This window comes from Massilia aurea (genome assembly GCF_040790145.1).
In the GTDB taxonomy this organism is placed as follows: Bacteria; Pseudomonadota; Gammaproteobacteria; order Burkholderiales; family Burkholderiaceae_D; genus Telluria; species Telluria aurea_C.
Genome location: NZ_JBFMMP010000006.1, coordinates 198,278 through 220,602, shown reverse-complemented (window position 1 = coordinate 220,602; position 22,325 = coordinate 198,278). Strand labels below are relative to the sequence as shown.

20 protein-coding genes and 2 tRNA genes are annotated in these 22,325 nt (G+C 62.7%); 2 read left to right on the top strand and 20 right to left on the bottom strand.

Annotated features, from left to right (window positions below):
* Positions 1-171 precede the first annotated feature (171 nt).
* The 4 genes from AB2N08_RS11900 to AB2N08_RS11885 all read right to left on the bottom strand — a co-directional run bounded on the left by AB2N08_RS11900 (position 172) and on the right by AB2N08_RS11885 (position 2,575).
* Positions 172-247: transfer RNA gene (locus AB2N08_RS11900), tRNA-Asn, on the bottom strand.
* A 57-nt stretch (positions 248-304) separates the two neighbouring features.
* Positions 305-1,063, bottom strand: coding sequence for an alpha/beta fold hydrolase (locus AB2N08_RS11895; RefSeq protein ID WP_367610852.1), 759 nt, complete (start codon positions 1,061-1,063; stop codon positions 305-307).
* A gap of 110 nt (positions 1,064-1,173) precedes the next feature.
* Positions 1,174-1,249, bottom strand: a tRNA-Asn gene (locus AB2N08_RS11890).
* 114 nt (positions 1,250-1,363) lie between these two features.
* A complete protein-coding gene (locus tag AB2N08_RS11885) occupies positions 1,364-2,575 on the bottom strand; it encodes an amino acid aminotransferase (protein ID WP_367610851.1) in 1,212 nt (403 codons plus the stop codon).
* 106 nt (positions 2,576-2,681) lie between these two features.
* Between AB2N08_RS11885 and uvrB the strand changes: the two genes are divergently transcribed.
* The gene (uvrB, locus tag AB2N08_RS11880; RefSeq protein WP_367610850.1) at positions 2,682-4,769 is read left to right on the top strand and encodes an excinuclease ABC subunit UvrB; all 2,088 of its coding nucleotides are present in this window, start codon (positions 2,682-2,684) and stop codon (positions 4,767-4,769) included.
* A 19-nt stretch (positions 4,770-4,788) separates the two neighbouring features.
* Here uvrB and AB2N08_RS11875 read toward each other — a convergent pair whose 3' ends face one another.
* Positions 4,789-5,385 carry a MarC family protein gene (locus AB2N08_RS11875; protein WP_367610849.1) on the bottom strand — a complete coding sequence of 199 codons (597 nt, stop codon included), beginning with the start codon at positions 5,383-5,385 and terminating at the stop codon, positions 4,789-4,791.
* A gap of 141 nt (positions 5,386-5,526) precedes the next feature.
* On the opposite strand from AB2N08_RS11875, the gene AB2N08_RS11870 reads away from it, so the two are divergent.
* Complete coding sequence (locus AB2N08_RS11870; protein ID WP_367610848.1) at positions 5,527-5,856, top strand: TfoX/Sxy family protein; 330 nt, start codon at positions 5,527-5,529, stop codon at positions 5,854-5,856.
* Between the two features lie 67 nt (positions 5,857-5,923).
* Here the strand turns inward: AB2N08_RS11870 and AB2N08_RS11865 are convergent, their stop codons facing one another.
* The 15 genes from AB2N08_RS11865 to rlmN all read right to left on the bottom strand — a co-directional run bounded on the left by AB2N08_RS11865 (position 5,924) and on the right by rlmN (position 22,258).
* Positions 5,924-6,463, bottom strand: a complete 540-nt coding sequence (locus AB2N08_RS11865; RefSeq protein WP_367610847.1) for a phosphoribosyltransferase — start codon at positions 6,461-6,463, stop codon at positions 5,924-5,926.
* Between the two features lie 24 nt (positions 6,464-6,487).
* On the bottom strand, positions 6,488-7,804 hold the full coding sequence (locus AB2N08_RS11860; protein WP_367610846.1) for an adenylosuccinate synthase: 1,317 nt from the start codon (positions 7,802-7,804) through the stop codon (positions 6,488-6,490).
* Positions 7,805-7,807: 3 nt separating this feature from the next.
* Positions 7,808-8,962 (bottom strand): ATP phosphoribosyltransferase regulatory subunit, encoded by a 1,155-nt coding sequence (locus AB2N08_RS11855; protein ID WP_367610845.1) that lies wholly within the window; start codon positions 8,960-8,962, stop codon positions 7,808-7,810.
* Positions 8,963-9,290: 328 nt separating this feature from the next.
* Positions 9,291-10,169: a protease modulator HflC gene (gene hflC / locus AB2N08_RS11850; protein WP_367610844.1), complete on the bottom strand. Its 879-nt coding sequence runs from the start codon at positions 10,167-10,169 to the stop codon at positions 9,291-9,293.
* Positions 10,169-11,467, bottom strand: a complete 1,299-nt coding sequence (gene hflK, locus AB2N08_RS11845) for an FtsH protease activity modulator HflK (RefSeq protein WP_367610843.1) — start codon at positions 11,465-11,467, stop codon at positions 10,169-10,171. The genes hflC and hflK overlap by 1 nt, the downstream gene beginning before the upstream one ends.
* Before the next feature lie 3 nt (positions 11,468-11,470).
* Positions 11,471-12,715: a GTPase HflX gene (hflX, locus tag AB2N08_RS11840; protein ID WP_367610913.1), complete on the bottom strand. Its 1,245-nt coding sequence runs from the start codon at positions 12,713-12,715 to the stop codon at positions 11,471-11,473.
* 32 nt (positions 12,716-12,747) lie between these two features.
* Complete coding sequence (gene hfq / locus AB2N08_RS11835; protein ID WP_183555416.1) at positions 12,748-12,987, bottom strand: RNA chaperone Hfq; 240 nt, start codon at positions 12,985-12,987, stop codon at positions 12,748-12,750.
* A 147-nt stretch (positions 12,988-13,134) separates the two neighbouring features.
* Entirely contained in the window at positions 13,135-14,472 is a 1,338-nt protein-coding gene (gene der / locus AB2N08_RS11830) for a ribosome biogenesis GTPase Der (protein ID WP_367610842.1), read from the bottom strand.
* A gap of 8 nt (positions 14,473-14,480) precedes the next feature.
* Complete coding sequence (bamB, locus tag AB2N08_RS11825) at positions 14,481-15,635, bottom strand: outer membrane protein assembly factor BamB (protein ID WP_367610841.1); 1,155 nt, start codon at positions 15,633-15,635, stop codon at positions 14,481-14,483.
* A gap of 86 nt (positions 15,636-15,721) precedes the next feature.
* Entirely contained in the window at positions 15,722-16,405 is a 684-nt protein-coding gene (locus AB2N08_RS11820) for a YfgM family protein (protein WP_367610840.1), read from the bottom strand.
* A 48-nt stretch (positions 16,406-16,453) separates the two neighbouring features.
* Positions 16,454-17,800 (bottom strand): histidine--tRNA ligase, encoded by a 1,347-nt coding sequence (gene hisS / locus AB2N08_RS11815; protein WP_367610839.1) that lies wholly within the window; start codon positions 17,798-17,800, stop codon positions 16,454-16,456.
* A 148-nt stretch (positions 17,801-17,948) separates the two neighbouring features.
* Positions 17,949-19,235, bottom strand: coding sequence for a flavodoxin-dependent (E)-4-hydroxy-3-methylbut-2-enyl-diphosphate synthase (gene ispG, locus AB2N08_RS11810; protein WP_370662415.1), 1,287 nt, complete (start codon positions 19,233-19,235; stop codon positions 17,949-17,951).
* A 24-nt stretch (positions 19,236-19,259) separates the two neighbouring features.
* Positions 19,260-20,261: a helix-turn-helix domain-containing protein gene (locus tag AB2N08_RS11805; RefSeq protein WP_367610838.1), complete on the bottom strand. Its 1,002-nt coding sequence runs from the start codon at positions 20,259-20,261 to the stop codon at positions 19,260-19,262.
* Between the two features lie 27 nt (positions 20,262-20,288).
* Positions 20,289-21,089 carry a type IV pilus biogenesis/stability protein PilW gene (pilW, locus tag AB2N08_RS11800; protein ID WP_367610837.1) on the bottom strand — a complete coding sequence of 267 codons (801 nt, stop codon included), beginning with the start codon at positions 21,087-21,089 and terminating at the stop codon, positions 20,289-20,291.
* Positions 21,089-22,258: a 23S rRNA (adenine(2503)-C(2))-methyltransferase RlmN gene (gene rlmN, locus AB2N08_RS11795; RefSeq protein WP_367610836.1), complete on the bottom strand. Its 1,170-nt coding sequence runs from the start codon at positions 22,256-22,258 to the stop codon at positions 21,089-21,091. The genes pilW and rlmN overlap by 1 nt, the downstream gene beginning before the upstream one ends.
* Positions 22,259-22,325 lie beyond the last annotated feature (67 nt).

Below are 22,325 nucleotides of genomic sequence, written 5' to 3'. Positions count from 1 at the left end.
GGCGGGAACCCAAGTTTGCACGTCTACAGGCCACATTCAACATTGCAGGCGGCAGCAAGAACTTGGGTTCCAGCCTTCGCTGGAACGACGGACTTAGGAATGGCAGTGCACGCGAGCAAAGCAGCAAGCAAATACAAAAAGGGCCGCATTCACATGCGGCCCTTCGTATTCTGGCTCCCCGACCTGGACTCGAACCAGGGACCTGCGGATTAACAGTCCGTCGCTCTACCAACTGAGCTATCAGGGAATTGAGGCCGCATTATACCTGCTGGTGTCGATTTCGCAAATTTTTCGATAGAAAAATCTAGCGGGCGATCCGCGCCAGCAGCCGCTTGAGCGTATCGATCACCAGCTCCGGCTCGGACAATTGCGGAAAATGTGCGCTGCGCTCGGCCACCACCCGCTCACCGAGCGGCGACAAGGCCGCCAGCGCCAGTTGCGACTTCTCCCGCTCACGCACCAGCGCAGCCGGCACCAGCCAGCGCGGCAGGCGCTTCGTGCCCGACAGCACCGTTACTGGCACCAGAGGAAACACCGGCGCCTCGAGAATATCCTTCACAGTCTCGCGCTCGTGACGGATCTCGTCGAACTGGTCGCGCGGCGCCACGCGGTCGAGCAACGTCACGAAGCCCCGCTGCAGCGCCGACTGATACTGCTTGAGATTGTCCACGTCCTGGGGCGCGGTCGCCTCGATGAACAGCACGCCGGCCACCTCATCGGCAAACTCGCGCGCGAACAGGTTGGCATGCAGGCCGCCGAACGAGTGCGCCACCAGCACGAACGGCGGGGGCACGTTCGCGAACTGCAGCAGTTGGCGCAACTGCGCGACGACCGTCTCGCCATACTGCGCCTCGCCTGGCTTCGGGCTGCCGCCCGTGCCCGGCCGGTCGTAGCTGAACACCGTGCCCAGTTGTTCGATCTCGGGATACAGCTTGAACCAGCCATCGAGCGGCCCGCCGGCGCCGCCGATCAGCACGATCGAGGGGCTGCCCTGCCCGGCTTTGGCGAAGCGGAACATCTGCCCTTCGATCAGGGTGGCGTGACTCTTGAGCGCTTGCTTCAAGCGAGATCTCCTGTGATTGTAAAAAAACGCCGCACATGAAAAAGCGCCGATGACGAAAAAAAGGCCGCATACGAAAAAGGCCGCATCTTTCGATGCGGCCTTTTAAATTCTGGCTCCCCGACCTGGACTCGAACCAGGGACCTGCGGATTAACAGTCCGTCGCTCTACCAACTGAGCTATCAGGGAATTGAAGCTAGCATTATATGGTTCACGAAACGTTTCTGTCAAATCAGAACAAAGCGTTTCAACCCACATCTGCTGCCCTCCCGAACGCATGCAGCGATCAAGAGAGCCGCGATTTTAGAGAACTTTGGCGATGGCGTCAACGACGCGATCGATGTTCGTCGAGTTCAGCGCGGCCACGCAGATGCGGCCCGTGTCCACGGCGTAGATCGATTCGTCACGCAGCTTGCCGACTTGCTCTTTGGTCAGGCCCGAGTACGAGAACATGCCGACCTGCTGGCGCACGAATTCGAAGTCGTGGCTTGGGGCCTTGGCCTTGAGTTTCTCGACCATCGCGCCGCGCATGTCGCGGATGCGCACGCGCATGCCGGCCAGCTCTTCTTCCCACAGCTTGCGCAGCTCTGGCGTGGCCAGCACGGTGGCGACGACCTTGCCGCCGTGCGTTGGCGGGTTCGAGTAATTGGTGCGCACGACGCGTTTCAGTTGCGACAGCACGCGGGTTGCTTCTTCGCCCGTGGTGGCCACGATCGACAGCGCGCCGACGCGCTCGCCGTACAGCGAGAACGATTTCGAGAACGAGTTCGACACCAGCATCGCCATGCCGGTCGCGGCGAAGCGACGCACGACGGCGCCGTCTTCATCGATGCCGTTGGCAAAGCCCTGATAAGCCATGTCGAGGAATGGCACCAGATTACCGGCCTGGACGGCAGCGATCACTTGATCCCACTGATCCTGGCTCAGATCGGCGCCGGTCGGGTTGTGGCAGCACGCATGCAGCACGACGATGGCGCCGGCCGGCATGGCTTTGAGAGCCGCCAGCATGCCGTCGAAGTTCACGCCGCGGGTGGCCGCGTCATAGTAGGCGTAATTGTGGACGGTGAAGCCGGCGCTTTCGAACAGTGCGCGGTGGTTTTCCCAGCTCGGATCGCTGATGTACACATCGGACGTTGGCAGGAAACGCTTGAGGAAGTCGGCGCCGATTTTCAGTGCGCCGGTACCGCCGATGGCTTGCACGGTCAGCGCGCGTTTCTCTTGAATTACCGGGCTGTCGGCACCAAATACGAGCTCTTGCACCGCCTTGTCGTACGCTGCCAGGCCTTCGATCGGCAGGTAGGTACGCGGCGTTGGCGTTTCCATCAATTTCGCTTCCGCCTTCTGCACGCACTCGAGCAGCGGCACTTTGCCCTTGTCGTCATAATAGACTCCCACGCCGAGGTTGATTTTCGCGGTATTCGTGTCGGCGTTGAAGGCTTCGGTGATACCCAGGATCGGGTCGCGTGGGGCCATTTCAATGGCACTGAACAAGCTGGCGGAGGCAGTGGAAGTCATCGTGATAAACTCGGTTTCGTCGGCGGGGTTTGCAATTTGTATAGACAGCGGCCCTTGATAATGCAAGGCCGCGAGCGGATTCTCATTCTAACAAAGGTCTGTAAGCATGGCTGAATTATCCATCGCAACTTCTCCCGAACCGACCGTCATCACGTTCCCGGATTCGCCCTTCAAGCTGCACCAGCCGTTCGAACCGGCGGGCGACCAACCCACTGCGATCAAGGGTTTGATGGAGGGTATCGACGACGGCCTGATGTACCAGACCCTGCTCGGCGTTACCGGCTCGGGCAAGACCTACACGATGGCCAACGTGATCGCGCAGGCCGGCCGGCCCGCGATCATTTTCGCGCCCAATAAAACGCTGGCGGCCCAGCTGTATTCGGAGTTCCGCGAATTCTTCCCACAGAACGCGGTCGAGTATTTCGTCTCGTACTACGATTACTATCAGCCCGAAGCCTACGTGCCGCAGCGCGACCTGTTCATCGAAAAAGACTCGTCGATCAACGAGCACATCGAGCAGATGCGCCTGTCGTGCACCAAGTCGCTGATGGAACGGCGCGACGTGGTCATCGTCGCCACGGTGTCGGCCATCTACGGTATCGGTAATCCGAACGAATACCACAAGATGATTCTCACGCTGCGCCACAAGGATAAAGTGGCGCAGCGCGACATCATCGCGCGCCTGATCCAGATGCAGTACACCCGCAACGAGATGGATTTCTCGCGCGGTTCGTTCCGCGTGCGCGGCGATACGATCGACATTTTCCCGGCCGAGCACGCCGAGCTGGCGATCCGCGTCGAGATGTTCGACGACGAGATCGAGTCGCTGCAACTGTTCGACCCGCTCACGGGCCGCGTGCGCCAGAAGATTCCGCGTTTTACCGTGTATCCGGGCTCGCACTACGTCACGCCGCGCTCGACCGTGCTGCGCGCCGTCGAATCGATCAAGGCCGAGCTGCGCGACCGTCTCGAAGAATTCCGCCAGCAGAACAAGCTGATCGAAGAGCAGCGCCTCGAGCAGCGCACCCGCTTCGATCTCGAAATGATGGCCGAGATCGGCTTTACCAAGGGCATCGAGAACTACTCGCGCCACCTGTCCGGCGCGATGCCGGGCGAGCCGCCGCCGACGCTGATCGACTATCTGCCGAAAGACGCGCTGATGTTCATGGACGAGTCGCACGTGATGATCGGCCAGCTCAACGCGATGTACAACGGCGACCGTTCGCGTAAAGAGAACCTGGTCGAATACGGTTTCCGCCTGCCGTCGGCGCTCGATAACCGGCCGCTGAAATTCGTCGAATTTGAAGGCAAGATGCGCCAGACAATTTTTGTCTCGGCCACGCCGGCCGAGTACGAACAGGGCCGCGCCGACAATGTCGTCGAGCAGGTGGTGCGTCCTACCGGCCTGGTCGATCCGATGATCATCGTGCGCCCTGCGCTGTCGCAGGTCGACGACCTGATGGGCGAGATCAACGACCGCATTACCAAGGATGAGCGCGTGCTGGTGACGACGCTTACCAAGCGCATGTCCGAGCAGCTCACCGAATACCTGGGCGATCATGGCATCAAGGTGCGCTACCTGCACAGCGATATCGATACGGTGGAACGCGTGGAAATCTTGCGCGACCTGCGCCTGGGCACGTTCGACGTGCTGGTCGGGATCAACCTGCTGCGCGAGGGCCTCGATTTGCCTGAGGTCTCGCTGGTGGCGGTGCTCGACGCCGATAAAGAAGGTTTTTTGCGCTCTGAGCGTTCACTGATCCAGACGATCGGCCGCGCGGCGCGTAACCTGAACGGCGTGGCCATTCTGTACGCCGACCGCGTGACCGATTCGATGCGGCGCGCGATCGACGAAACCGAACGCCGGCGCGCGAAGCAGATCGCGTTCAACCTTGAAAACGGCATCGTGCCGAAAGGCGTGCACAAGAAGATCAAGGAAATGATCGACGGCGTGTACAGCCCGAACGCGGCGCGCGAGGTGCTGGAAGAGGCCAAGGATACGGCGAAGGTCGAATCGATGAGCGAGAAGCAGATCAGCAAAGAGATCAAGCGCCTCGAAAAACTCATGGTCGATCACGCCAAGAACCTCGAGTTCGAAAAGGCGGCGCAGGTGCGCGATCAGCTGCACGTGCTCAAGCAGCAGGCGTTCGGTGCGCCAGGGGCGGACAACGTCGTGTCGATGCTGGGCAAGTAAAACCCGTTGCGTTGCTGGGTTACAAGGTCCGCACGAACTCGCGGATACCGCCCAGCAGCATTTCCACCGACATCGCCGTCAGAATCAGGCCCATCAGGCGCTCGAATGCCGTCATGACTTGCGGGCCGAGTTTCTGCTGCAGCTTTTCGGCGCTCAGGAACACCGCCAGCCAGACCACGCCCACTGCCGCCAGCGCGGCCACGTGGACCATGGTTTCGGTAAAACTGGTGGCCGACAGCAGCAGCACGGTGGCCAGCGCCGACGGGCCGGCCAGCGCAGGAATCGCCAGCGGCACGATGAACGGCTCGCCGCCATCGCTCTTGCCCAGCACGCCATCGGGGTGCGGGAAGATCATGCGGATCGCAATCATCAGCAGGATCACGGCGCCGCCGATGCGCAGCGCGATCGGGCTCAAGTGCAGCGCTTCCAGGAAGTGCTTGCCGAAGAACATGAACACCAGCAGCAGCACGAAGGCAATCGCGCATTCGCGGATCACGATGCGGTTGCGGCGCTCGAGCGGCGTGTCCTTGAGGGCGGCGGCGAACAGCGGAACGTTACCGAACGGGTCGGTCACCAGGATCAGCAGAATGAAGGTGGAGAAGAAACTTTGGGTCATGGCTTGTTATTCTTGGGATACGCGACTGCGGCAAAGGCGCCATCTTAGCAGAGTGAATCGAGGTACCGGCCGCCGGGGCCAGTTCATGGTAAAAAGTAATGTCGCGGGCGATACCGTTCACCTCCACCATAGAAAGCAGGCATGGGATCACAACAAAGCACGGTCGACTTCATCCTCGACCAGATGGGCGCTGCCGGGGCGGTCAGCGCCCGGAAGATGTTCGGCGAATACGGCATCTATCTCGATGAGAAAATGGTCGCGCTGGTGTGCGACGATGTCCTCTTCGTCAAACCGACCAAAGGCGGCCTCGCCCATATCGGCACCCCGCTCGAGGCGCCGCCCTACCCGGGCGCAAAACCGTGCCTCCAGATTGCCGGCGACCTGTGCGAAGACCGGGACTGGCTGAGCGAGCTGGTGCAAATTACCGCGCAGGAGCTGCCGCTACCCAAGCCCAAAAAGAAAAAAGCGTAGTCATCGTAAAAAAAAGCGGGGAAAGGCATCCGCCCTTCCCCGCTCATTGCCGGTCTGACCGGCTGGCTTATTTCTCGAACTTCTTCAGCCACGCCGCCAGCTGGTGCGGACGCAGGCCGTCGTATTCTTCGAACGGCTGGTGAATCCATGGGTTGTGCGGCAGATCGTCCAGGAAATAATCCGGACGGATCGACGACGTACCCTTGACCCAGATGACAGCGGATTTCACTTCAGTGACTTCCTTGTAATTTTCTGTCAGGTGCTGGCTAACCTTGCGCAGCGTCACGCCCGAGTCGGCCAGGTCATCCACCAGCAGCACGCGGCCGGCCAGCGGGCCCTTGGTCATCGTCATGTACTTCGAGATGTCCAAGTCGCCTTGCTTGGTGCCGGCTTCTTCGCGGTACGAACTGGTCGACAGGATCGCCAGCGGCACGTCGAAGATGCGCGAGAACACGTCGCCCGGGCGCACGCCGCCGCGCGCCAGGCACAGCACCTGGTCGAACTTCCAGCCCGATTCATACACTTGCAGCGCCAGGCGCTCGATCAGGCGGTGGTATTCGTCCCACGAGACCCACAGGTCTTTTTCGGTCGATACAGGGGAATTCATTGTTTCTGACTCCAGATGTCTTGGTTATGCCGCGAACGGATGGCGCAGCACGATCGTTTCTTCGCGGTCAGGACCGGTCGAGACCATGTCGATCGGCACGCCGACCAGCTCTTCGATGCGCTTGATGTAGGCGCGGGCATTGGCCGGCAGCTCGTCCATCGACTTGGCGCCGACGGTGCTTTCGGTCCAGCCTGGCATCTCTTCGTACACTGGCTCGCAGCGCGCTGCGTCTTCGGCGCCGACCGGGAAGATGTCGACCGAGCGGCCGTCGATCTTGTAGCCGGTGCAGAGCTTGAGCGACTCGATGCCGTCCAGCACGTCGAGCTTGGTCAGGCACATGCCCGACACGCCATTGATCTGGACCGAGCGGCGCAGCAGTGCGGCGTCGAACCAGCCGCAGCGGCGGGCGCGGCCGGTGACGGTGCCGAACTCGTGCCCCACGCGCGACAGGTGCTCGCCGACGCCAGCGTCGGTTGGCAGTTCGGCCGGGAACGGGCCCGAACCGACGCGGGTGGTGTAGGCCTTGGTGATGCCCAGGATGTAGTGCAGCATGTTCGGACCGACGCCGGCGCCGGCGGCGGCATTGCCGGCCACGCAGTTCGACGAGGTGACGAACGGATAGGTGCCGTGGTCAACGTCCAGCAAGGAACCCTGTGCGCCTTCGAACAGCAGCTTGCCGCCGGCTTTGTGCGCGGCGTACAGGGCTGACGACACGTCGCCAACCATCGGACGCAGGCGCGGCACGAGGGCCATCGCATCGTCGAACGTGGTCTGGAAGTCGATCGCTTCCGCGCCCAGGTAGTTCACCAGAACGTGGTTGTGGTAATCGAGGTTCTCTTTGAGCTTCTCGGCAAAGCGCTCTGCGTTGAGCAGGTCGGCGATGCGGATCGCGCGGCGCGCAACCTTGTCTTCATAGGCCGGGCCGATGCCCTTGCCCGTGGTGCCGATCTTGTTCTCGCCGCGCTTGAGTTCGCGTGCTTTGTCGATGGCGACGTGGTACGGCAGGATGATCGGGCAGGCTTCCGAGATCATCAGGCGCGACACCACTTCGACGCCGGCCGCGGCCAGCTTGTCGATTTCGCGCATGACGTCCGGCACCGAGACCACGACACCGTTGCCGATGTAGCAGGCGACGCCTTCGCGCATGATGCCCGACGGGATCAGTTGCAGCGCGGTTTTCTGGCCCTTGATCACCAGGGTATGACCGGCGTTATGGCCGCCCTGGAAACGCACCACGCCAGCGGCGTGGTCGGTGAGCCAGTCGACGATCTTGCCCTTGCCTTCATCGCCCCACTGGGTGCCGATGACAACGACGTTCTTTGCCACGTTAGTATTTGACATCACTTAACCTAAGTTTTTGAGAATCCAATTTCCGTTTTCGAGGACGAGTACGCGGTCGCACTCGAACTCGTCCTGAACATTGTCATGACCCGGCATGCTCTGGATCACGACTTCGCCTGCCTTGCGCAGGTCAGCGATTTTTTCCTTCAGCTCGGGGGCATTGCCCCACGGCGCACGAATGGAATGCTTGCGTTCGGCCGTCGGCAACAGCCGGGCCAGTTCACGCAAGTCAAGCGAGAAGCCCGTCGCCGGCCGCGCACGACCGAAGGCTTCGCCCACATGGTCGTAGCGACCGCCGCGCGCGACCGCGTTCGGCAAACCTGTCACGTATAGCGCGAACATGGCGCCGCTTTCGTACTGGTAGCCGCGCAGGTCGGCCAGGTCGATGGCGATTTCGGCGCGGCCCAGCGCGCCAGCCGCCAGCGCCGCCAGTTCGGCCAGCGCGCGCTGCACGCCGGGCGTGGCCGGCAACGCCTCGCGCGCCCTGGCCAGCACGTCGATATCGCCGTACAGGTGCGGCAACGCCAGCAGCGCCTTGCGGGTCTGGGGGTAATAATTCTGCGAGATATCGTCCAGGCCCGGCGCATCCTTGGCGCGCAGCAGGCAGTAGAGCTGCGTCTCGTCGCGCTTGGCGGCCGGGTCGTCGTCCAGCAGGGCGCGCAGGACGCCGACGTGGGCCAGGTCGAGGCGCACATTGGTAAAGCCCGCCAGTGCCAGCGAGCCAAGCGCCAGTTCCTGGATTTCGGCGTCGGCTTCCAGGCCGGCATGGCCATAGATCTCGGCGCCGATCTGGACCGGCTCGCGGGTGGCGTGCAGGCCCGACGGCCGGGTATGCAGCACGCTGCCGGCGTAGCACAGGCGGGTGATCGAATCGCGGTTGAGCAGGTGCGCGTCGATGCGCGCGACCTGCGTGGTCATGTCGGCGCGCAGGCCGAGCAGGCGGCCCGACAGCGGATCGATGACCTTGAACGTTTTCAGGTCGGTGTCTGCGCCGGCGCCGGCCAGCAGCGAATCGAGATACTCGAGCAGCGGCGGCATGACCAGTTCGTAACCGTAGAGCCGGAAGTTGTCGAGCATCAGGCGGCGCAACTCTTCGATCTTGCGCGCTTCGGACGGCAAGACGTCGGCGATATTTTCAGGCAATAGCCAATTCGGCATGGGCAACGACGTAAGGGGGTTGGGATTGTCAGTGGCAAGCTTCGTACGACAGGCGTGCCAGCGCACGACGCGAACGCCGAATCGATGATTTTAACCGAAAACGGGGGGGATGAGGCAGGGAAAGCTTGGTTGGCGGGGACGTGGGTTGATGATTTGCCACGTTTTTGGTACTGAAAGGATCGATGCTGTGCAGATAAAACTTGGGTTCCCGCCTACGCGGGAACGACGATTTTCCATTCGGTAGCAATAGCAAACGCTACCACCCGCCAAGTGCTATAGCACGTCGTTCCCGCGCAGGCGGGAACCCAAGTTACGTTGAACAGCCTACTTACTTCCCGCCACCCGCAGGCGCCTTGAAGTACTTGAAGAACTCCGAGTTCGGATCTACCACCAGCACATCGCTGCGATCCTTGAAGCTCGCGCGGTACGCTTCGAGCGAACGGTAGTAACGCGCGAATTCCGGGTTCTTGCCGAAGGCGTCAGCGTAGATTGCCGACGCTTTCGCATCGCCATCGCCCTTGACCTTTTCGGCGTCGCGGAACGCTTCGGCGATGATCACCGTGCGCTGGCGATCGGCATCGGCGCGGATCTGCTCGGACTCGGCGGCGCCGGTCGAACGCGATTCGTTGGCCACGCGGACGCGCTCGGCACGCATGCGCTCGTACACCGAATTGATGTTCTGCTCGGTGTATTCCACGCGCTTGAGACGCACGTCGATGATCGCGATGCCGATATCCTTGGCCTCGGCAACGACCTTGGCCTGCACCGCTGCCATCACGGCCGCGCGCTCGCCCGAAATCACTTCGCGCACCGTGCGCTTGGTGATCTCGTCGCTCAGCGCAGCCTTGATGACCTGCGACAGGCGATTCTGCGCGCGCGTTTCGTCGCCCGCAAAACTGACGAAGTACAGGCGCGGATCGCTGATGCGCCACTTGATGTACGAATCGACCAGCACATTGTTCTTCTCGGACGTGATGAAGCGGGTCGCTTCAGGCGTATCGAGCGTCAGGATGCGCTTGTCCATGTAGACCACGTTCTGGAACGGTGGCGGCAGCTTGAAATGCAGGCCCGGCGTGTCGATGACTTCCTTGACCTGGCCGAGTGCGAACACGATCGCATAGCGGCGCTGGTCGACGACGAAGATAGTGGACGACAGCAGCATCAGTGCGATGAAGCCGGCCACGAAAATGGTTACAACGCGGTTCATTAACGGGTCTCCCGATCACGTGAGGAATCACGGCTGCGCTCATCGCGCTGGCGCACCGCTTCCAGGGCCTGGGTCACTTCGGCCGGCGTGCCGGACGCGGGAACTTGCCCCGGCACCTGCACCGGGCCCGACTTGCTGCCGATCTGGGCATCGTTGGCCGCGACCTGCTGCATCAGCTTGTCGAGTGGCAGGTACAGCATATTGTTGTTGGCGCGCGAGTCGATCATCACCTTGGTGGTGCTGGAGAAGATCTGCTGCATCGTGTCGACATACATGCGGTCGCGGGTCACGCCAGGCGCCTTGGCGTAGGCAGCGACCACCTGGTCGAAGCGCGACGCGTTACCCGTTGCGTTTTCAACCACCATCGAGCGATACGCTTCGGCATCCTGCTGCAGGCGGAAGGCCTGGCCGCGCGCGGCCGGGATCACCTGGTTGGCATACGCTTCACCTTCGTTGCGGGCGCGGGCACGGTCCTGGCTGGCGCGCACGGCGTCATCGAACGCGTTCTGCACCTGCTCTGGCGGCTGCACGCCCTGCATGGTCACGTTGCTGATCAGGGCGCCCAGCTTGTAGCGGTCGGTGATGGTCTGGATCAGCGCCTGGACATCGGCAGCGACCTTCTCGCGCCCTTCGTACAGGACGAAGTCCATCTTGCTGCGGCCGACCACTTCGCGGATCGCCGTCTCGGCGGCCTGGCGCACGGTGTCGTCCTGGTCACGGTTGTTGAATACCCATGCGACCGGATCCTTGAGCGTGTACTGCACCGCGAACTGGATGTCGACGATGTTTTCGTCGTCGGTCAGCATCAGAGATTCTTCCAGCTTCTTGTTGCTGGCCGTGGCGCGGTAGCCGATCTCGGCCGTACGAATCGTCGAGACATCGACGATCTCGTGGGCCTGGATCGGGTATGGCCAGCGCCAGTTCAGGCCAGGCAAGGTCGAGTGGCTCAGCTTGCCGAACGTGGTCACCACACCGGTACGGCCCTCTTGCACGATGAACGCGCCCGAGGCCAGCCAGATGAAGCCGACGATGATGGCAATGACGCCGGCGCCAATGCCGGCGCCGCGCATTTCGCGGTTCGGGCCGCCATTGTTGTCGCCGCCGTTATTGTTGCCACGGTTGCCGAACATCTTGTTGAGGCGCGCATTGAAATCGCGCCACATCTGATCGAGGTCGGGCGGGCCGTCGCCCGGACGGCGACCGTCCTGGGCCTTGCGGTCATCTTCTGGGTTGCGTCCCCAGCGTGGGTCGTTCAGCGACAACTTGACGCCGAATCTTTTTAGTATGGAAACAAACATAGGCTAATGTGGCCCAAGGCGGGTGGTAGGGGTGGAAGTTGGCATATTGTCGGCAAGACGATCGGAAAGACCATCGGGAACCGCGTCCGAAAGCGCGTCCACCGACGCGTCGTCTTCGGCGTGCTCGAAAGCGTCGTCCTGCCCTTCGTATTCCGGGACGGCTCGGTAGCTTTGACCTGGCGCGGATTTGGCTGTTTCGGCGATCGCCGAACGCAGCAGATCCAGGCCGGCGCCGCTATGGGCACTGATGAAAACCCGGTTGATCTTATCATACTCATCACGCTCGATTCCGGGCGCCAGCCCGGCCGCGTCGATCTTGTTCCAGACGAGGATTTGGGGAACATGATCGGCGCCGATCTCGCGCAACACCTCGTTGACCTGCTCGACCTGCTCCATGCGCGTCGGCGACGCGCTGTCGACCACGTGCAGCAGCAGGTCGGCGTGGATGGTCTCTTCGAGCGTGGCGCGGAAAGCGGCAACCAGCTGGTGCGGCAAGTCGCGCACGAAGCCGACGGTGTCGGAGATCACGACACTGCCGACATCGTCGCCCAGGTAGATACGGCGGCTGGTGGTGTCGAGCGTGGCGAACAGTTGATTCGCCACGTAGACGCCGGCCTTGGTCAGCGAGTTGAATAGCGTCGATTTGCCGGCGTTCGTATAGCCGACGAGCGACACCGAGAAGGTATTGTTGCGACCACGCTGGCGGCGCTGGGTCTCATGCTGCTTGCGCAGCTTGGCCAGCCGTGCCCGCAGCGCCTTGACGCGCTCGCCGATCAGCCGGCGGTCGGTCTCGAGCTGGGTTTCACCGGGACCGCGCAGGCCGATACCGCCCTTTTGCCGTTCGAGGTGAGTCCAGCCGCGAATCAGGCGCGTGGCCAGGTGCTGCAACTGCGCCAGCTCGACCTGCAGCTTGCCCTCGTGGCTCTTGGCGCGCTGCGCGAAGATGTCGAGGATCAGGCTGGTACGGTCGACAACGCGCATCTCGAGACGACGCTCGAGGTTACGCTGCTGGGCAGGCGAAAGTGCGTGATTGAAGATGATGATGTCGACGCCGAGTGCCTTGGCGTCGAGAGCGATTTCATCGGCCTTGCCGCTGCCGATGAAGAGTGCAGGATCGGGACTCGACCGTTTGGCCGTGATCGTGGTGATCGGATCCGCGCCGGCGGAGCGGGCAAGCAGGGACAGCTCTTCGAGACTGGCGTTGAAGTCGCCAGTCCCGAAGTCGATGCCGACCAGGGCTGCGCGCATGAGCGGCGTGCCGGGGGCGTCAGCCATCGGCCTTACTCGGCTTCGCTGGAGTCAAGATTGAGGTTGACGGCGCGGGCCGGCACGACGGTGGAGATGGCATGCTTGTAGACCATCTGGGTCACGGTGTTGCGAAGCAAGACGACGTATTGGTCGAAGGATTCGATATGACCCTGCAGCTTGATACCGTTGACCAGGTAGATCGAGACAGGGACGTGTTCCTTGCGCAAGGCGTTGAGGAATGGGTCTTGTAACAGTTGCCCTTTGTTGCTCATAACAGCTCCGTGATGTTGTTGTAGTTAAAAGTTTGAGGCGATTTGCCGATTTTCAAGTAGTCATGCCACGTGGATGAGGCCATATTCTGCAAAAGCGAATGCGGCCCTGAACTACTGTAACCTGTTTCGCCACTTTTTGTCGTACTGCTACGGCTTCGCGAACGGGTTTTTACCGCTGCGCAGTTCGATCCGCAGTGGCGTACCGACCAGGCTGAACGTCTCGCGGAAATGTTTTTCAAGATAGCGCTTGTACGGCTCGCTGATTCCGTCCAGGGCATTGCCGTGGATGACGATGATCGGCGGATTCTGGCCACCCTGGTGGGCGTAGCGCATCTTTGGACGGCCCGAGCCTTTGCGTTTCGGCTCTTGCTTCTCAACGGCCTCTTGCAATGCGCGCGTCAGGCGCGGCGTCGACAGGTTGGCGGTGGCGGCGGCGTACGCCGACTCGACCGACTTCATCAGTTGCGTGATGCCGGTGCCGCGCAGTGCCGACACAAAGTGGGTGTTGGCGAAGCTGAGGAAGTCCAGCTTGCGGTCGAGATCGATCTTGACGCTGTCGCGTTCGTCCGATTGCAGGCCATCCCATTTGTTGACGGCAACCACCAGCGCCCTGCCCGACTCCAGGATGAAGCCGGCGATGTGCGCGTCTTGCTCCGAGATGTCTTGCTGGGCGTCGAGCAGTAGCACGACGACGTTGGCGTCGGCGATCGACTGCATCGTCTTGACGACTGAGAATTTTTCGATCGCTTCAAAAATCTTGCCCCGGCGGCGAATACCGGCAGTGTCGATCAGCGTGAACTTCTTGCCGTCGCGTTCGAATGGCACTTCGATCGAGTCGCGCGTGGTGCCCGGCATGTCAAATGCGATCACGCGCTGCTCGCCCACCAGCGTGTTGATGAGGGTCGATTTGCCCACGTTCGGGCGGCCGACGATGGCGATCTTGATGCCATGGTCGACGTGCTCGAGTTCAGCCGGTTCATCGGGCCGCGCGGCGAACGCGGCGTCGAGCGCCTCGACCACGAGGTCGGTCACGCCGTCGCCGTGGGCGGCCGAAATGACGTACGGGTCGCCCATGCCGAGTTCATAGAAGTCGGCGGTGACGGCGGTGTACTTCATGCCTTCGGACTTGTTCACCACGAGCATGATCTTGCGACCGCTCTTGCGCAGGAAATCGGTGATGGTCTTGTCGTGGGGCGTCAGGCCCTGGCGGCCATCGACGATGAAGACGACGACGTCGGCTTCGGCGACGGCCTGGCGCGTTTGCAGCGCCATTTCGTGCATGATGCCTTCTTTGGCGACCGGCTCGAAACCGCCCGTGTCAATGACCAGGAATGGTCGTTCGCCAATGCGGCCTTCGCCGTAGTGGCGGTCGCGCGTCAGGCCTGGCATGTCGGCCACCAACGCGTCGCGCGAACGGGTCATGCGGTTAAATAAGGTCGATTTCCCGACGTTCGGGCGACCTACGAGTGCGATTACCGGCTTCATGTTTTATTCTATTCGACCGCGATGGCGGTCACAGTTCCATTTTGTGTTTGAAAAATCAGGTTCGAACCGGCCACCAGCGGCGTGCCCACGATCGGGCTCCCGTCGGTTGCGGCGCGCGCCAGGAATGAGCCATCTTCGCGCGACAGGAAGTGCACATAGCCTTCGTAGTCGCCGACCGCGACGGCGCGGCCATACGACAGCGGGGTCGACAGGCGGCGGAACGACAGTTTGTCGTTCTTCCAGCTGCTGGCGCCCGTGTCGCGGGTAAATGCATTGAGTGCTCCCTTGTCGTCCGGTGCGAACACGAACAATTGGTCGACGGCCACACCGACGCTCGACGACAGGTCGCGCGTCCAGCGCGCCGAACCGGTCACCAGGTCAAAGCAGCCTACGCGCCCTTGGTAGGATGCGGCGCACACCTCGTTTTCGAACAGCACCGGGGCGCCGCCGATATCGGTGACGCGTTCCAGTTCCGTCGCGCCACGCGACACACCGACCTCGACGTCCCAGCGCGGTGCGCCGGTGGCCAGGATCAGCGCGGACAGCTTGCCGCCCGGCTGGGCGACGATCACGTCGGTGCCGGCCACGATCATGCCTGGTGCGTTACGCAGCGTCAGCGGCGGCGCGATCTTTTGCACGGTCCATTTCTTGCTGCCGTCGGTCGCATCGAGACCGACGATGCGGTTGTCGATCGAGCGCGCGACGACGATGCCTTGCGACACCACCGGCGCCGACAGGATTTCGCTCGACAGCTGCGTTTTCCAGAGCAGCTTGCCATCCATGTCGTAGCCCATCAGCATGCCCTTTTCGCCGCCCACGACGATCAGGTTGCCATCGGTGCCGACGCCGGCCGACAGCTCGGTGTCGGCCTTCACGCGCCACAGCTGCTTGCCGGTGGCGGCTTCGACGCGCGCGATGGCGCCGTCGGCGCCGGCCACGACCAGCGTGTTGCCAGTGAGTGCCGGCGAGAACTGGTAGCCCTTGGCCTTGCCGATGTCGAGTTTCCATGCGGTACGCACGGCCATGCTGCCCTTGAGCTCGACAAGCTTGGCGGGTTGATCGCCTTTCTTGTCGGACGCAAATGGATTGAGCGAATTGAGGGTCGAGCAACCCGTCATCAGGGCTAGTACGCCGACGCCAACAAGTTTGCTGCTGATACGCATTATGTTCTACCTTGTGCCAAGACTATAAAGGACGCAAGGCCCGCGCCCACCATGCAGCGGGCGCGGGCCATCTCGTGCGACGAATGTTACGCAGCCGCTTTCTGGTCTGCGGCTGGTTGTTCGGTCTTCTTGTCGGCCGGGGCCGTGCCGCCGATCGCTTCGAGTTTGACCTGCACCAGTTGACGGGCCGGGCTGCTGGCATCCATCGCGGCCAGCGCGGCGACATACGCGGCGCGCGCTTCGTTCAGCTTGTTCTGACCGACCAGCACGTCGCCCTTGCGATCGTTCACTTCGGCGGTGAACTGCGGCAGGAAGGTGCCGTTCAGCACCTTGAGCGCTTCGTCAAAGGCTTTTTCATCGAGCAGCACGCCAGCCAGGCGCAGCTTGGCGATCGACTTGTATTCGTCGTTGCCGTTGTCGGCCGCCCATTGCAGCTGGGCTTTCGCGGTTTTCAGGTCGTTCGCATCGAACGCCGTCTTGGCTGCGGCCAGGGCCGCCATCTGGGTGTACGGCGAGCTTTCATACTTGGCGCGGATGTCGCCGGCGATGCGCTGGACCTTGGCATTGTCGTTGGCCAGCAGCGACGTTTGCAGTTCGTCGTACAGCGCCGACGCTTCGACCGATTTGTTGGCCTGATGGGTTTTCCAGAAATTCCAGCCGGCGAACGAACCGAGCGCCAGGATCAAAACCCAGACGATGATGTTGCCGTACTTCGACCAGAACGCCTTGAAGGAATCAAGCTGTTCCTGCTCTTGGTGATCGTATGCCATGTGCGTATTCTTGTAGTAGGTTGGTTGATTGCGTCGGTCAGGACGGGTTCAATGCATGTGCACGTGGTCGTGCCCGCAGTTTTCGTCATGCACGTGTGCGCCGGTGATCTGGTCGACCAGGTAGTCGACCACTTCCAGGAACGGCACCGTGGTCTGCTGCTGTTCGCCGATTTCGCCGCGCAGCGTTTTCACGGCGGCGGTTTCACTGGCGACTTCGTCCTGGCCGATGATCACAGCAAAGGCGGCGCCCGAGCCATCGGCCTTCTTCATCTGGCTCTTGAAGCTGCCGGCGCCCGACGGCGTTGCGCAATGTAACACAACATCCAGCCCGGCATCCCGAATGCGCTCGGCCAGGATGAAGGCTTGCAGCTGCGCATCTTCGCCCTGGTGCACCATGTACACGTCGCATTGATTCGGTTCGGCCGGCTCGCCCATCGCCTTCATCAGCTCGATGATGCGCTCCATGCCCATTGCGAAACCGACGGCCGGCGTGGCCTTGCCGCCAAAGGTTTCCACCAGCGGATCGTAGCGCCCGCCAGCACAGATCGTGCCTTGCGAACCGAGCTCGTCGGTAACCCACTCGAACACGGTGCGGTTGTAATAGTCCAGGCCGCGCACCAGGCGTGGGTTGACGGTGTACTGCACCGCGTTTTTATCGAGCAGATTCTTGACGCCGTTGAAGTGCGCCAGCGATTCCGCGCCCAGGTAGTCCAGCAGCTTCGGGGCCGCGTTGACCATCTCTTGCATCGCCGGGTTCTTGGTGTCGAGGATGCGCAGCGGGTTGCTGTGCAAGCGGCGCTTGGCTTCGGCGTCCAGGATGTCTTCGTGCCCTTCCAGATACGTGATCAGGTCGGCGCGGTGACGCTGGCGCTCTTCGGCATTGCCGATCGAATTGAGCTCGAGACGCACGTTCTGCAGGCCCAGGTCGTCCCACAGGCGGCGGCACATCATGATCAGCTCGGCGTCGATGTCCGGGCCCGAGAACCCGATGGCTTCGGCGCCGAACTGGAAGAACTGGCGATAGCGGCCGCGCTGCGGACGCTCGTGGCGGAACATCGGGCCCTTGTACCACAGGCGACGCGGGCCGTCGTAGACCAGGTTATGTTCGAGCACGGCGCGCACGACGCTGGCCGTGCCTTCCGGGCGCAGCGTGAGCTGGTCGCCGTTCATCGAATCCTCGAACGAGTACATCTCTTTTTCGACGATGTCGGTGACGGCGCCAATGGCGCGCGAGAACAGGCTCGTCTGCTCGACGATGGGCGTGACGATCTTCTGGTAGCCGTAGCTTTTCAGGATCGTTTCGGTGGTGTTCTCGAACAGCTCCCACAGCGGTGCATCGCTTGGCAGGATGTCGTTCATGCCTTTGATGGCGACGATTTTTTCTGGTTTGGACATAAGTGTTATCTCTTGATTCGCCGTCGTTCCAGCGAAGGCTGGAACCCAAGTCTGCTCGCGCTGCGGTTAAATTTAAGGCAGCTGGCGGCGGTGGTGACTTGGGTTCCCGCCTTCGCGGGAACGACGTGCTGGGGCCAGTGGCCTGCTTTTATTGCGCCACAGTCTCGCGGCTGTAATTCTTCTTCACGTAATCCAGCACGATCGTCTGGAATTCTTCGACGATCCGTTCACCGCGCAGCGTGGCGAATTTCTGGCCATCGACAAATACCGGCGCGGCCGTCGATTCGCCCGTGCCCGGCAAGCTGATGCCGATGTTCGCGTGCTTCGATTCGCCCGGGCCGTTGACGATGCAACCCATCACGGCCACGTTCATGCCTTCCACGCCCGGATAGGTCTTTTTCCACTCAGGCATCTGGTCGCGCAGGAAGGTCTGGATGTTATCCGCCAGTTCCTGGAACACGGTCGAGGTCGTGCGGCCGCAACCCGGGCAGGCAATCACCATCGGTGTGAACTTGCGCAAGCCCATCGTCTGCAGGATTTCCTGGCCGACGATGACTTCGCGCGTACGGTCGCCGCCCGGTTCTGGCGTGAGCGAAATGCGGATCGTGTCGCCGATGCCCTCTTGCAGCAGCACCGACAGCGCGGCGGTCGAAGCGACGATGCCCTTGCTGCCCATGCCGGCTTCGGTCAGGCCCAGGTGCAACGGGTAGTCGCAGCGGCGGCCCAGTTCGCGGTACACCGCAATCAGGTCTTGTACGCCCGACACCTTGCACGACAGGATGATCTTGTCGCGCGCCAGGCCGACTTCTTCGGCGCGGATCGCGTTTTCAATGGCTGACGTGATCAGGGCTTCGTACATCACGGCCTGCGCCGACCATGGATTGGCGCGCGCGGCGTTCTCGTCCATGATGCGCGCCAGCAGGGACTGGTCGAGGCTGCCCCAGTTCACGCCAATGCGCACCGGCTTGTCGTACTTGGCGGCGATCTCGATCATCTGGGCGAACTGGGTGTCGCGCTTGGCGCCCTGCCCCACATTGCCCGGATTGATGCGGTATTTCGACAGCGCCTGCGCGCACTCGGGATAGTCGCGCAGCAGCAGGTGGCCGTTGTAGTGGAAGTCGCCGACCAGCGGCACGTCGACTTCCATGCGGTCGAGCTGGGCGCGGATCGCCGGCACGGCAGCGGCCGCTGCAGGCGTGTCGACCGTGATGCGCACGATCTCGGAGCCGGCGCGCGCCAGCTCCTTGACCTGGATCGCGGTGCCGATCGCGTCGGCGGTATCGGTATTGGTCATCGACTGCACGACGACCGGCGCGTCGCCACCGACCCATACCTGGCGTGCGCCGTGCGACACCAGCACCTTGCGGCTGGCGCGGCGTGCCATCGGACCAGAGGGAATCGCCGTGGCGATGCAGGCTTCGTTAAAAGAATTCATGGTTGGTTCCAGCTTGAGATCAGCTTATTTCAGGGCCACGCGTGCGATGGTCTTGCCCGGCTGCTGTGGCAGCGGGACGTCGGCGCCGCGCAGGGTCGCCGTCACGGCGCCCGGCACGCCGACCGTCAGGTTCACAGGGCCGGCGACCTCGACCGACTCGGTGCTGCCGGCCTTGACCAGGCGCGAGATCAGCGGACGACCGCCGCTGCTCGGGCGCACTTCAATCCACGAATCGGCGCGCACGTTCAGCACCAGGGTATTGGCGCCGGCAACTGCGGGCGCAGCGGCGACGGGCGCCGGCGCAGCGGCAGCCGGTGCGGTGGTCGGCGCAGCAGGCGCTGCAGCCGGCGCGCCTGGCGACGCAGGCGTGGTCGTCGCTGGCGCGCCCGCAGGGGCCGCACCTTCAGTCGTCGGCGACGGCACCGAAATGAGCGGCACCGAGGGATTGATCAGACCTGGCTGGACCGGCGCCGCACCACCAGGCGTGGCGACGCCCGGCGCCACGACACCGGCGGCCGGGTTTTCAAGCACCATCGCGTCGCCCGGTTCGGCGTCGCGATTCAGGCTCGGGACCAGATTGAACTGCCAGGCCGCGACGGCAGCGCCGGCCACGACGACGACGGCGGCGATCCAGCCCAGCGGCAGACTGCGGCGTTTGCCGTTGATCGGGAAACGGGTTTCCGAGAACGCGGCAGGCTTTTGTTCACGGCGCGCGGCGGCCATGGCCGACTGGGCGCCGGCCTGGGCTTCCGGCGGCATGTTCAGTTCGATCATCGACACCAGCGGGGCCGCGTCGATGCGCAGCAGCTTGGCGTAGGCGCGCACGAAGCCGCGCGTGACGGCCGGGCTTGGCAGCGAGGCGTAATCGCCGGCTTCCAGCGCCAGCACCTGGCGCGGCGCCAGCTTGAGCTGGTCGGCGACCTGCTCGACGCTCCAGCCCATGGCTTCGCGCTGGGATTGCAGGGTCTTGCCAGGGATGCCGGACCCGTTACCCGGTACGGCTGGCTGGTCTGCTTGCTCGTTCATTGTCCTTGTCCTTGTCTTTGTTCTTCTTTACTCATCAAACGCCCCGCGCTCGAACGCAGCATATTCGGGCGAACCGGGGAAGCGGCGCCGCAACTGGGCCGCCAGCGACGCTTCCTGGGTCCGGTCACCCGCCTTGCGCTTGATGCGCATGGCAAGCCACAGCGCATCGGCCGACAGCGCGTCGAGCTTGGCTGTCTCGAGCAGGCGGTTGATGAAAAACCCGGCGCGCTCAAGGTCGCGCCGCTCGTAGTACACCCGCGCCAGGCCGCTATTGACCATCGGCAGACCGGGGTTCAGACGCAGGGCTTCGAGCAGGTAACGCTCGGCCGCGTCAAGATTCTTGTTCTTGATGCTGCACACGCCGCCATTGACCAGGGCCGACAGCGGCGTCTGGTAGGTCGGATTCTTCAGTGCGGCATCGAAATAACGCATCGCCTCGGCCGGCCGGTTGACCGACTGGCACAGGAACGAGCCGAAGTTGTTGGAGAACTCGGGGTCGTTCGGGCGCAGGCGCAGCGCCTGCTGGTAATTCTCTTCGGCCAGCGGGTACTGGCCCATCGACGTGTAGACCAGCGCGCGCAAGCCGTAGGCGTCGGCATAGGCCGGATCGGCCGCCAGCGCCTGCTTGATTTCGTCGAGCGCGATGTCGTACTTGCCCTGCTGATAATAGCCGACCGCCAGCTGGATCCGGATCGATGCGCGCTTTTCACCTGCAGTCAGGTCCGACGCCGTCTTGAGCTCGTCGGTACGGCCTGCGCTGTTGCTGGCGCAGCCGGCCAGCAAGGTCAGGGTCGAGGCGAGTGCAAGCACGACGGCGGTCAGCTTCATCAGGTCGGGATCTCCACGATGCGCCCGAAATCGGCGCCGAACTTTTTCTGGTACTCGGCCATCTTTCCCATGCGCTCGGCCACCCGGGTACGGTCCTTGACCTCGCCGGCAAGCTGGCCGCAGGCGGCGTCGATATCGTCGCCGCGCGTTTTGCGCACGGTGGTGACGATGCCTGCATCCATCAGCACCTGGGCAAACGCCTTGATGCGGGGATTCTTGGAGCGGAACAGGCCGGACTCGGGGAATGGATTGAATGGAATCAGGTTGAATTTGCAGTTCACGCCGACCACGGGGTCATTCACCAGCGCGATCAGTTCGCGTGCGTGCTCGTCGCTGTCATTGAAGCCGTCGAGCATGCAGTATTCAAACGTGATGAAGTCGCGCGGTGCGAACTCGAGATAGCGTTTGCAGGCCGCCATCAGTTCGCGCAGCGGGTATTTCCTGTTCAGCGGCACCAGGATGTCGCGCAGCGCATCGTTCGACGCGTGCAGCGAGACCGCCATGGCCACCGGCACGTCTTGCGACAGCTTGTCGATATTCGGCACCACGCCCGAGGTCGACAGGGTCACGCGGCGGCGCGACAGGCCGTAGGCGTTATCGTCGAGCATCAGCTTGAGCGCGGTGACCGTCGGTTCGTAGTTCAGCAGCGGCTCGCCCATGCCCATCATCACCACGTTGGTGATCTGGCGTTCGCCCTTCGGGCCGGGCTCGATGCCCTTGGTACGGCGCAGCTCGAACTCGGCCATCCACAGCTGGCCGATGATTTCGGCAACCGTGAGGTTGCGGTTGAAGCCCTGCTTGCCCGTCGAGCAGAAACGACAGTTGACGGCGCAGCCCGCTTGCGTGGAGATGCACAGCGTGCCGCGGTTTTCTTCCGGGATGAACACGGTTTCGACCGCGTTGCCGTTGCCGACATCGACCAGCCACTTGCGGGTGCCGTCGGTGGACGTGTTGTCGCTGACGATGCCTGGTGCGCGCACTTCGGCGCGCGTGCGCAGCTTTTCACGCAGCGACTTGGCCAGGTCGGTCATGCTGTCGAAGTCCGCCGCGCCAAACTGGTGGATCCAGCGTTGCAATTGCTTGGCGCGGAACGGCTTCTCACCCAAGTCGGCGCAATAAGCGACGAGTTGCGCGGGATCGAGGTCCAGCAGGTTGGTGAGAGTCGTCATGGCAAAAATTCCTAAGTTCAGTACCCGCTCGCGCCAGCCTTGGGGCTGTGGGCGAGCGGGTTTACTC

Excerpts from the sequence above, each read along its gene's own strand:
- AB2N08_RS11885 (WP_367610851.1), bottom strand. The coding sequence starts at position 2,575 with ATGACTTCCACTGCCTCCGCCAGCTTGTTCAGTGCCATTGAAATGGCC.
- uvrB (WP_367610850.1), top strand. The coding sequence starts at position 2,682 with ATGGCTGAATTATCCATCGCAACTTCTCCCGAACCGACCGTCATCACG.
- AB2N08_RS11875 (WP_367610849.1), bottom strand. The coding sequence starts at position 5,385 with ATGACCCAAAGTTTCTTCTCCACCTTCATTCTGCTGATCCTGGTGACC.
- AB2N08_RS11870 (WP_367610848.1), top strand. The coding sequence starts at position 5,527 with ATGGGATCACAACAAAGCACGGTCGACTTCATCCTCGACCAGATGGGC.
- AB2N08_RS11865 (WP_367610847.1), bottom strand. The coding sequence starts at position 6,463 with ATGAATTCCCCTGTATCGACCGAAAAAGACCTGTGGGTCTCGTGGGAC.
- AB2N08_RS11860 (WP_367610846.1), bottom strand. The coding sequence starts at position 7,804 with ATGTCAAATACTAACGTGGCAAAGAACGTCGTTGTCATCGGCACCCAG.
- AB2N08_RS11855 (WP_367610845.1), bottom strand. The coding sequence starts at position 8,962 with ATGCCGAATTGGCTATTGCCTGAAAATATCGCCGACGTCTTGCCGTCC.
- hflC (WP_367610844.1), bottom strand. The coding sequence starts at position 10,169 with ATGAACCGCGTTGTAACCATTTTCGTGGCCGGCTTCATCGCACTGATG.
- hflK (WP_367610843.1), bottom strand. The coding sequence starts at position 11,467 with ATGTTTGTTTCCATACTAAAAAGATTCGGCGTCAAGTTGTCGCTGAAC.
- hflX (WP_367610913.1), bottom strand. The coding sequence starts at position 12,715 with ATGCGCGCAGCCCTGGTCGGCATCGACTTCGGGACTGGCGACTTCAAC.
- hfq (WP_183555416.1), bottom strand. The coding sequence starts at position 12,987 with ATGAGCAACAAAGGGCAACTGTTACAAGACCCATTCCTCAACGCCTTG.
- der (WP_367610842.1), bottom strand. The coding sequence starts at position 14,472 with ATGAAGCCGGTAATCGCACTCGTAGGTCGCCCGAACGTCGGGAAATCG.
- bamB (WP_367610841.1), bottom strand. The coding sequence starts at position 15,635 with ATGCGTATCAGCAGCAAACTTGTTGGCGTCGGCGTACTAGCCCTGATG.
- AB2N08_RS11820 (WP_367610840.1), bottom strand. The coding sequence starts at position 16,405 with ATGGCATACGATCACCAAGAGCAGGAACAGCTTGATTCCTTCAAGGCG.
- hisS (WP_367610839.1), bottom strand. The coding sequence starts at position 17,800 with ATGTCCAAACCAGAAAAAATCGTCGCCATCAAAGGCATGAACGACATC.
- ispG (WP_370662415.1), bottom strand. The coding sequence starts at position 19,235 with ATGAATTCTTTTAACGAAGCCTGCATCGCCACGGCGATTCCCTCTGGT.
- AB2N08_RS11805 (WP_367610838.1), bottom strand. The coding sequence starts at position 20,261 with ATGAACGAGCAAGCAGACCAGCCAGCCGTACCGGGTAACGGGTCCGGC.
- pilW (WP_367610837.1), bottom strand. The coding sequence starts at position 21,089 with ATGAAGCTGACCGCCGTCGTGCTTGCACTCGCCTCGACCCTGACCTTG.
- rlmN (WP_367610836.1), bottom strand. The coding sequence starts at position 22,258 with ATGACGACTCTCACCAACCTGCTGGACCTCGATCCCGCGCAACTCGTC.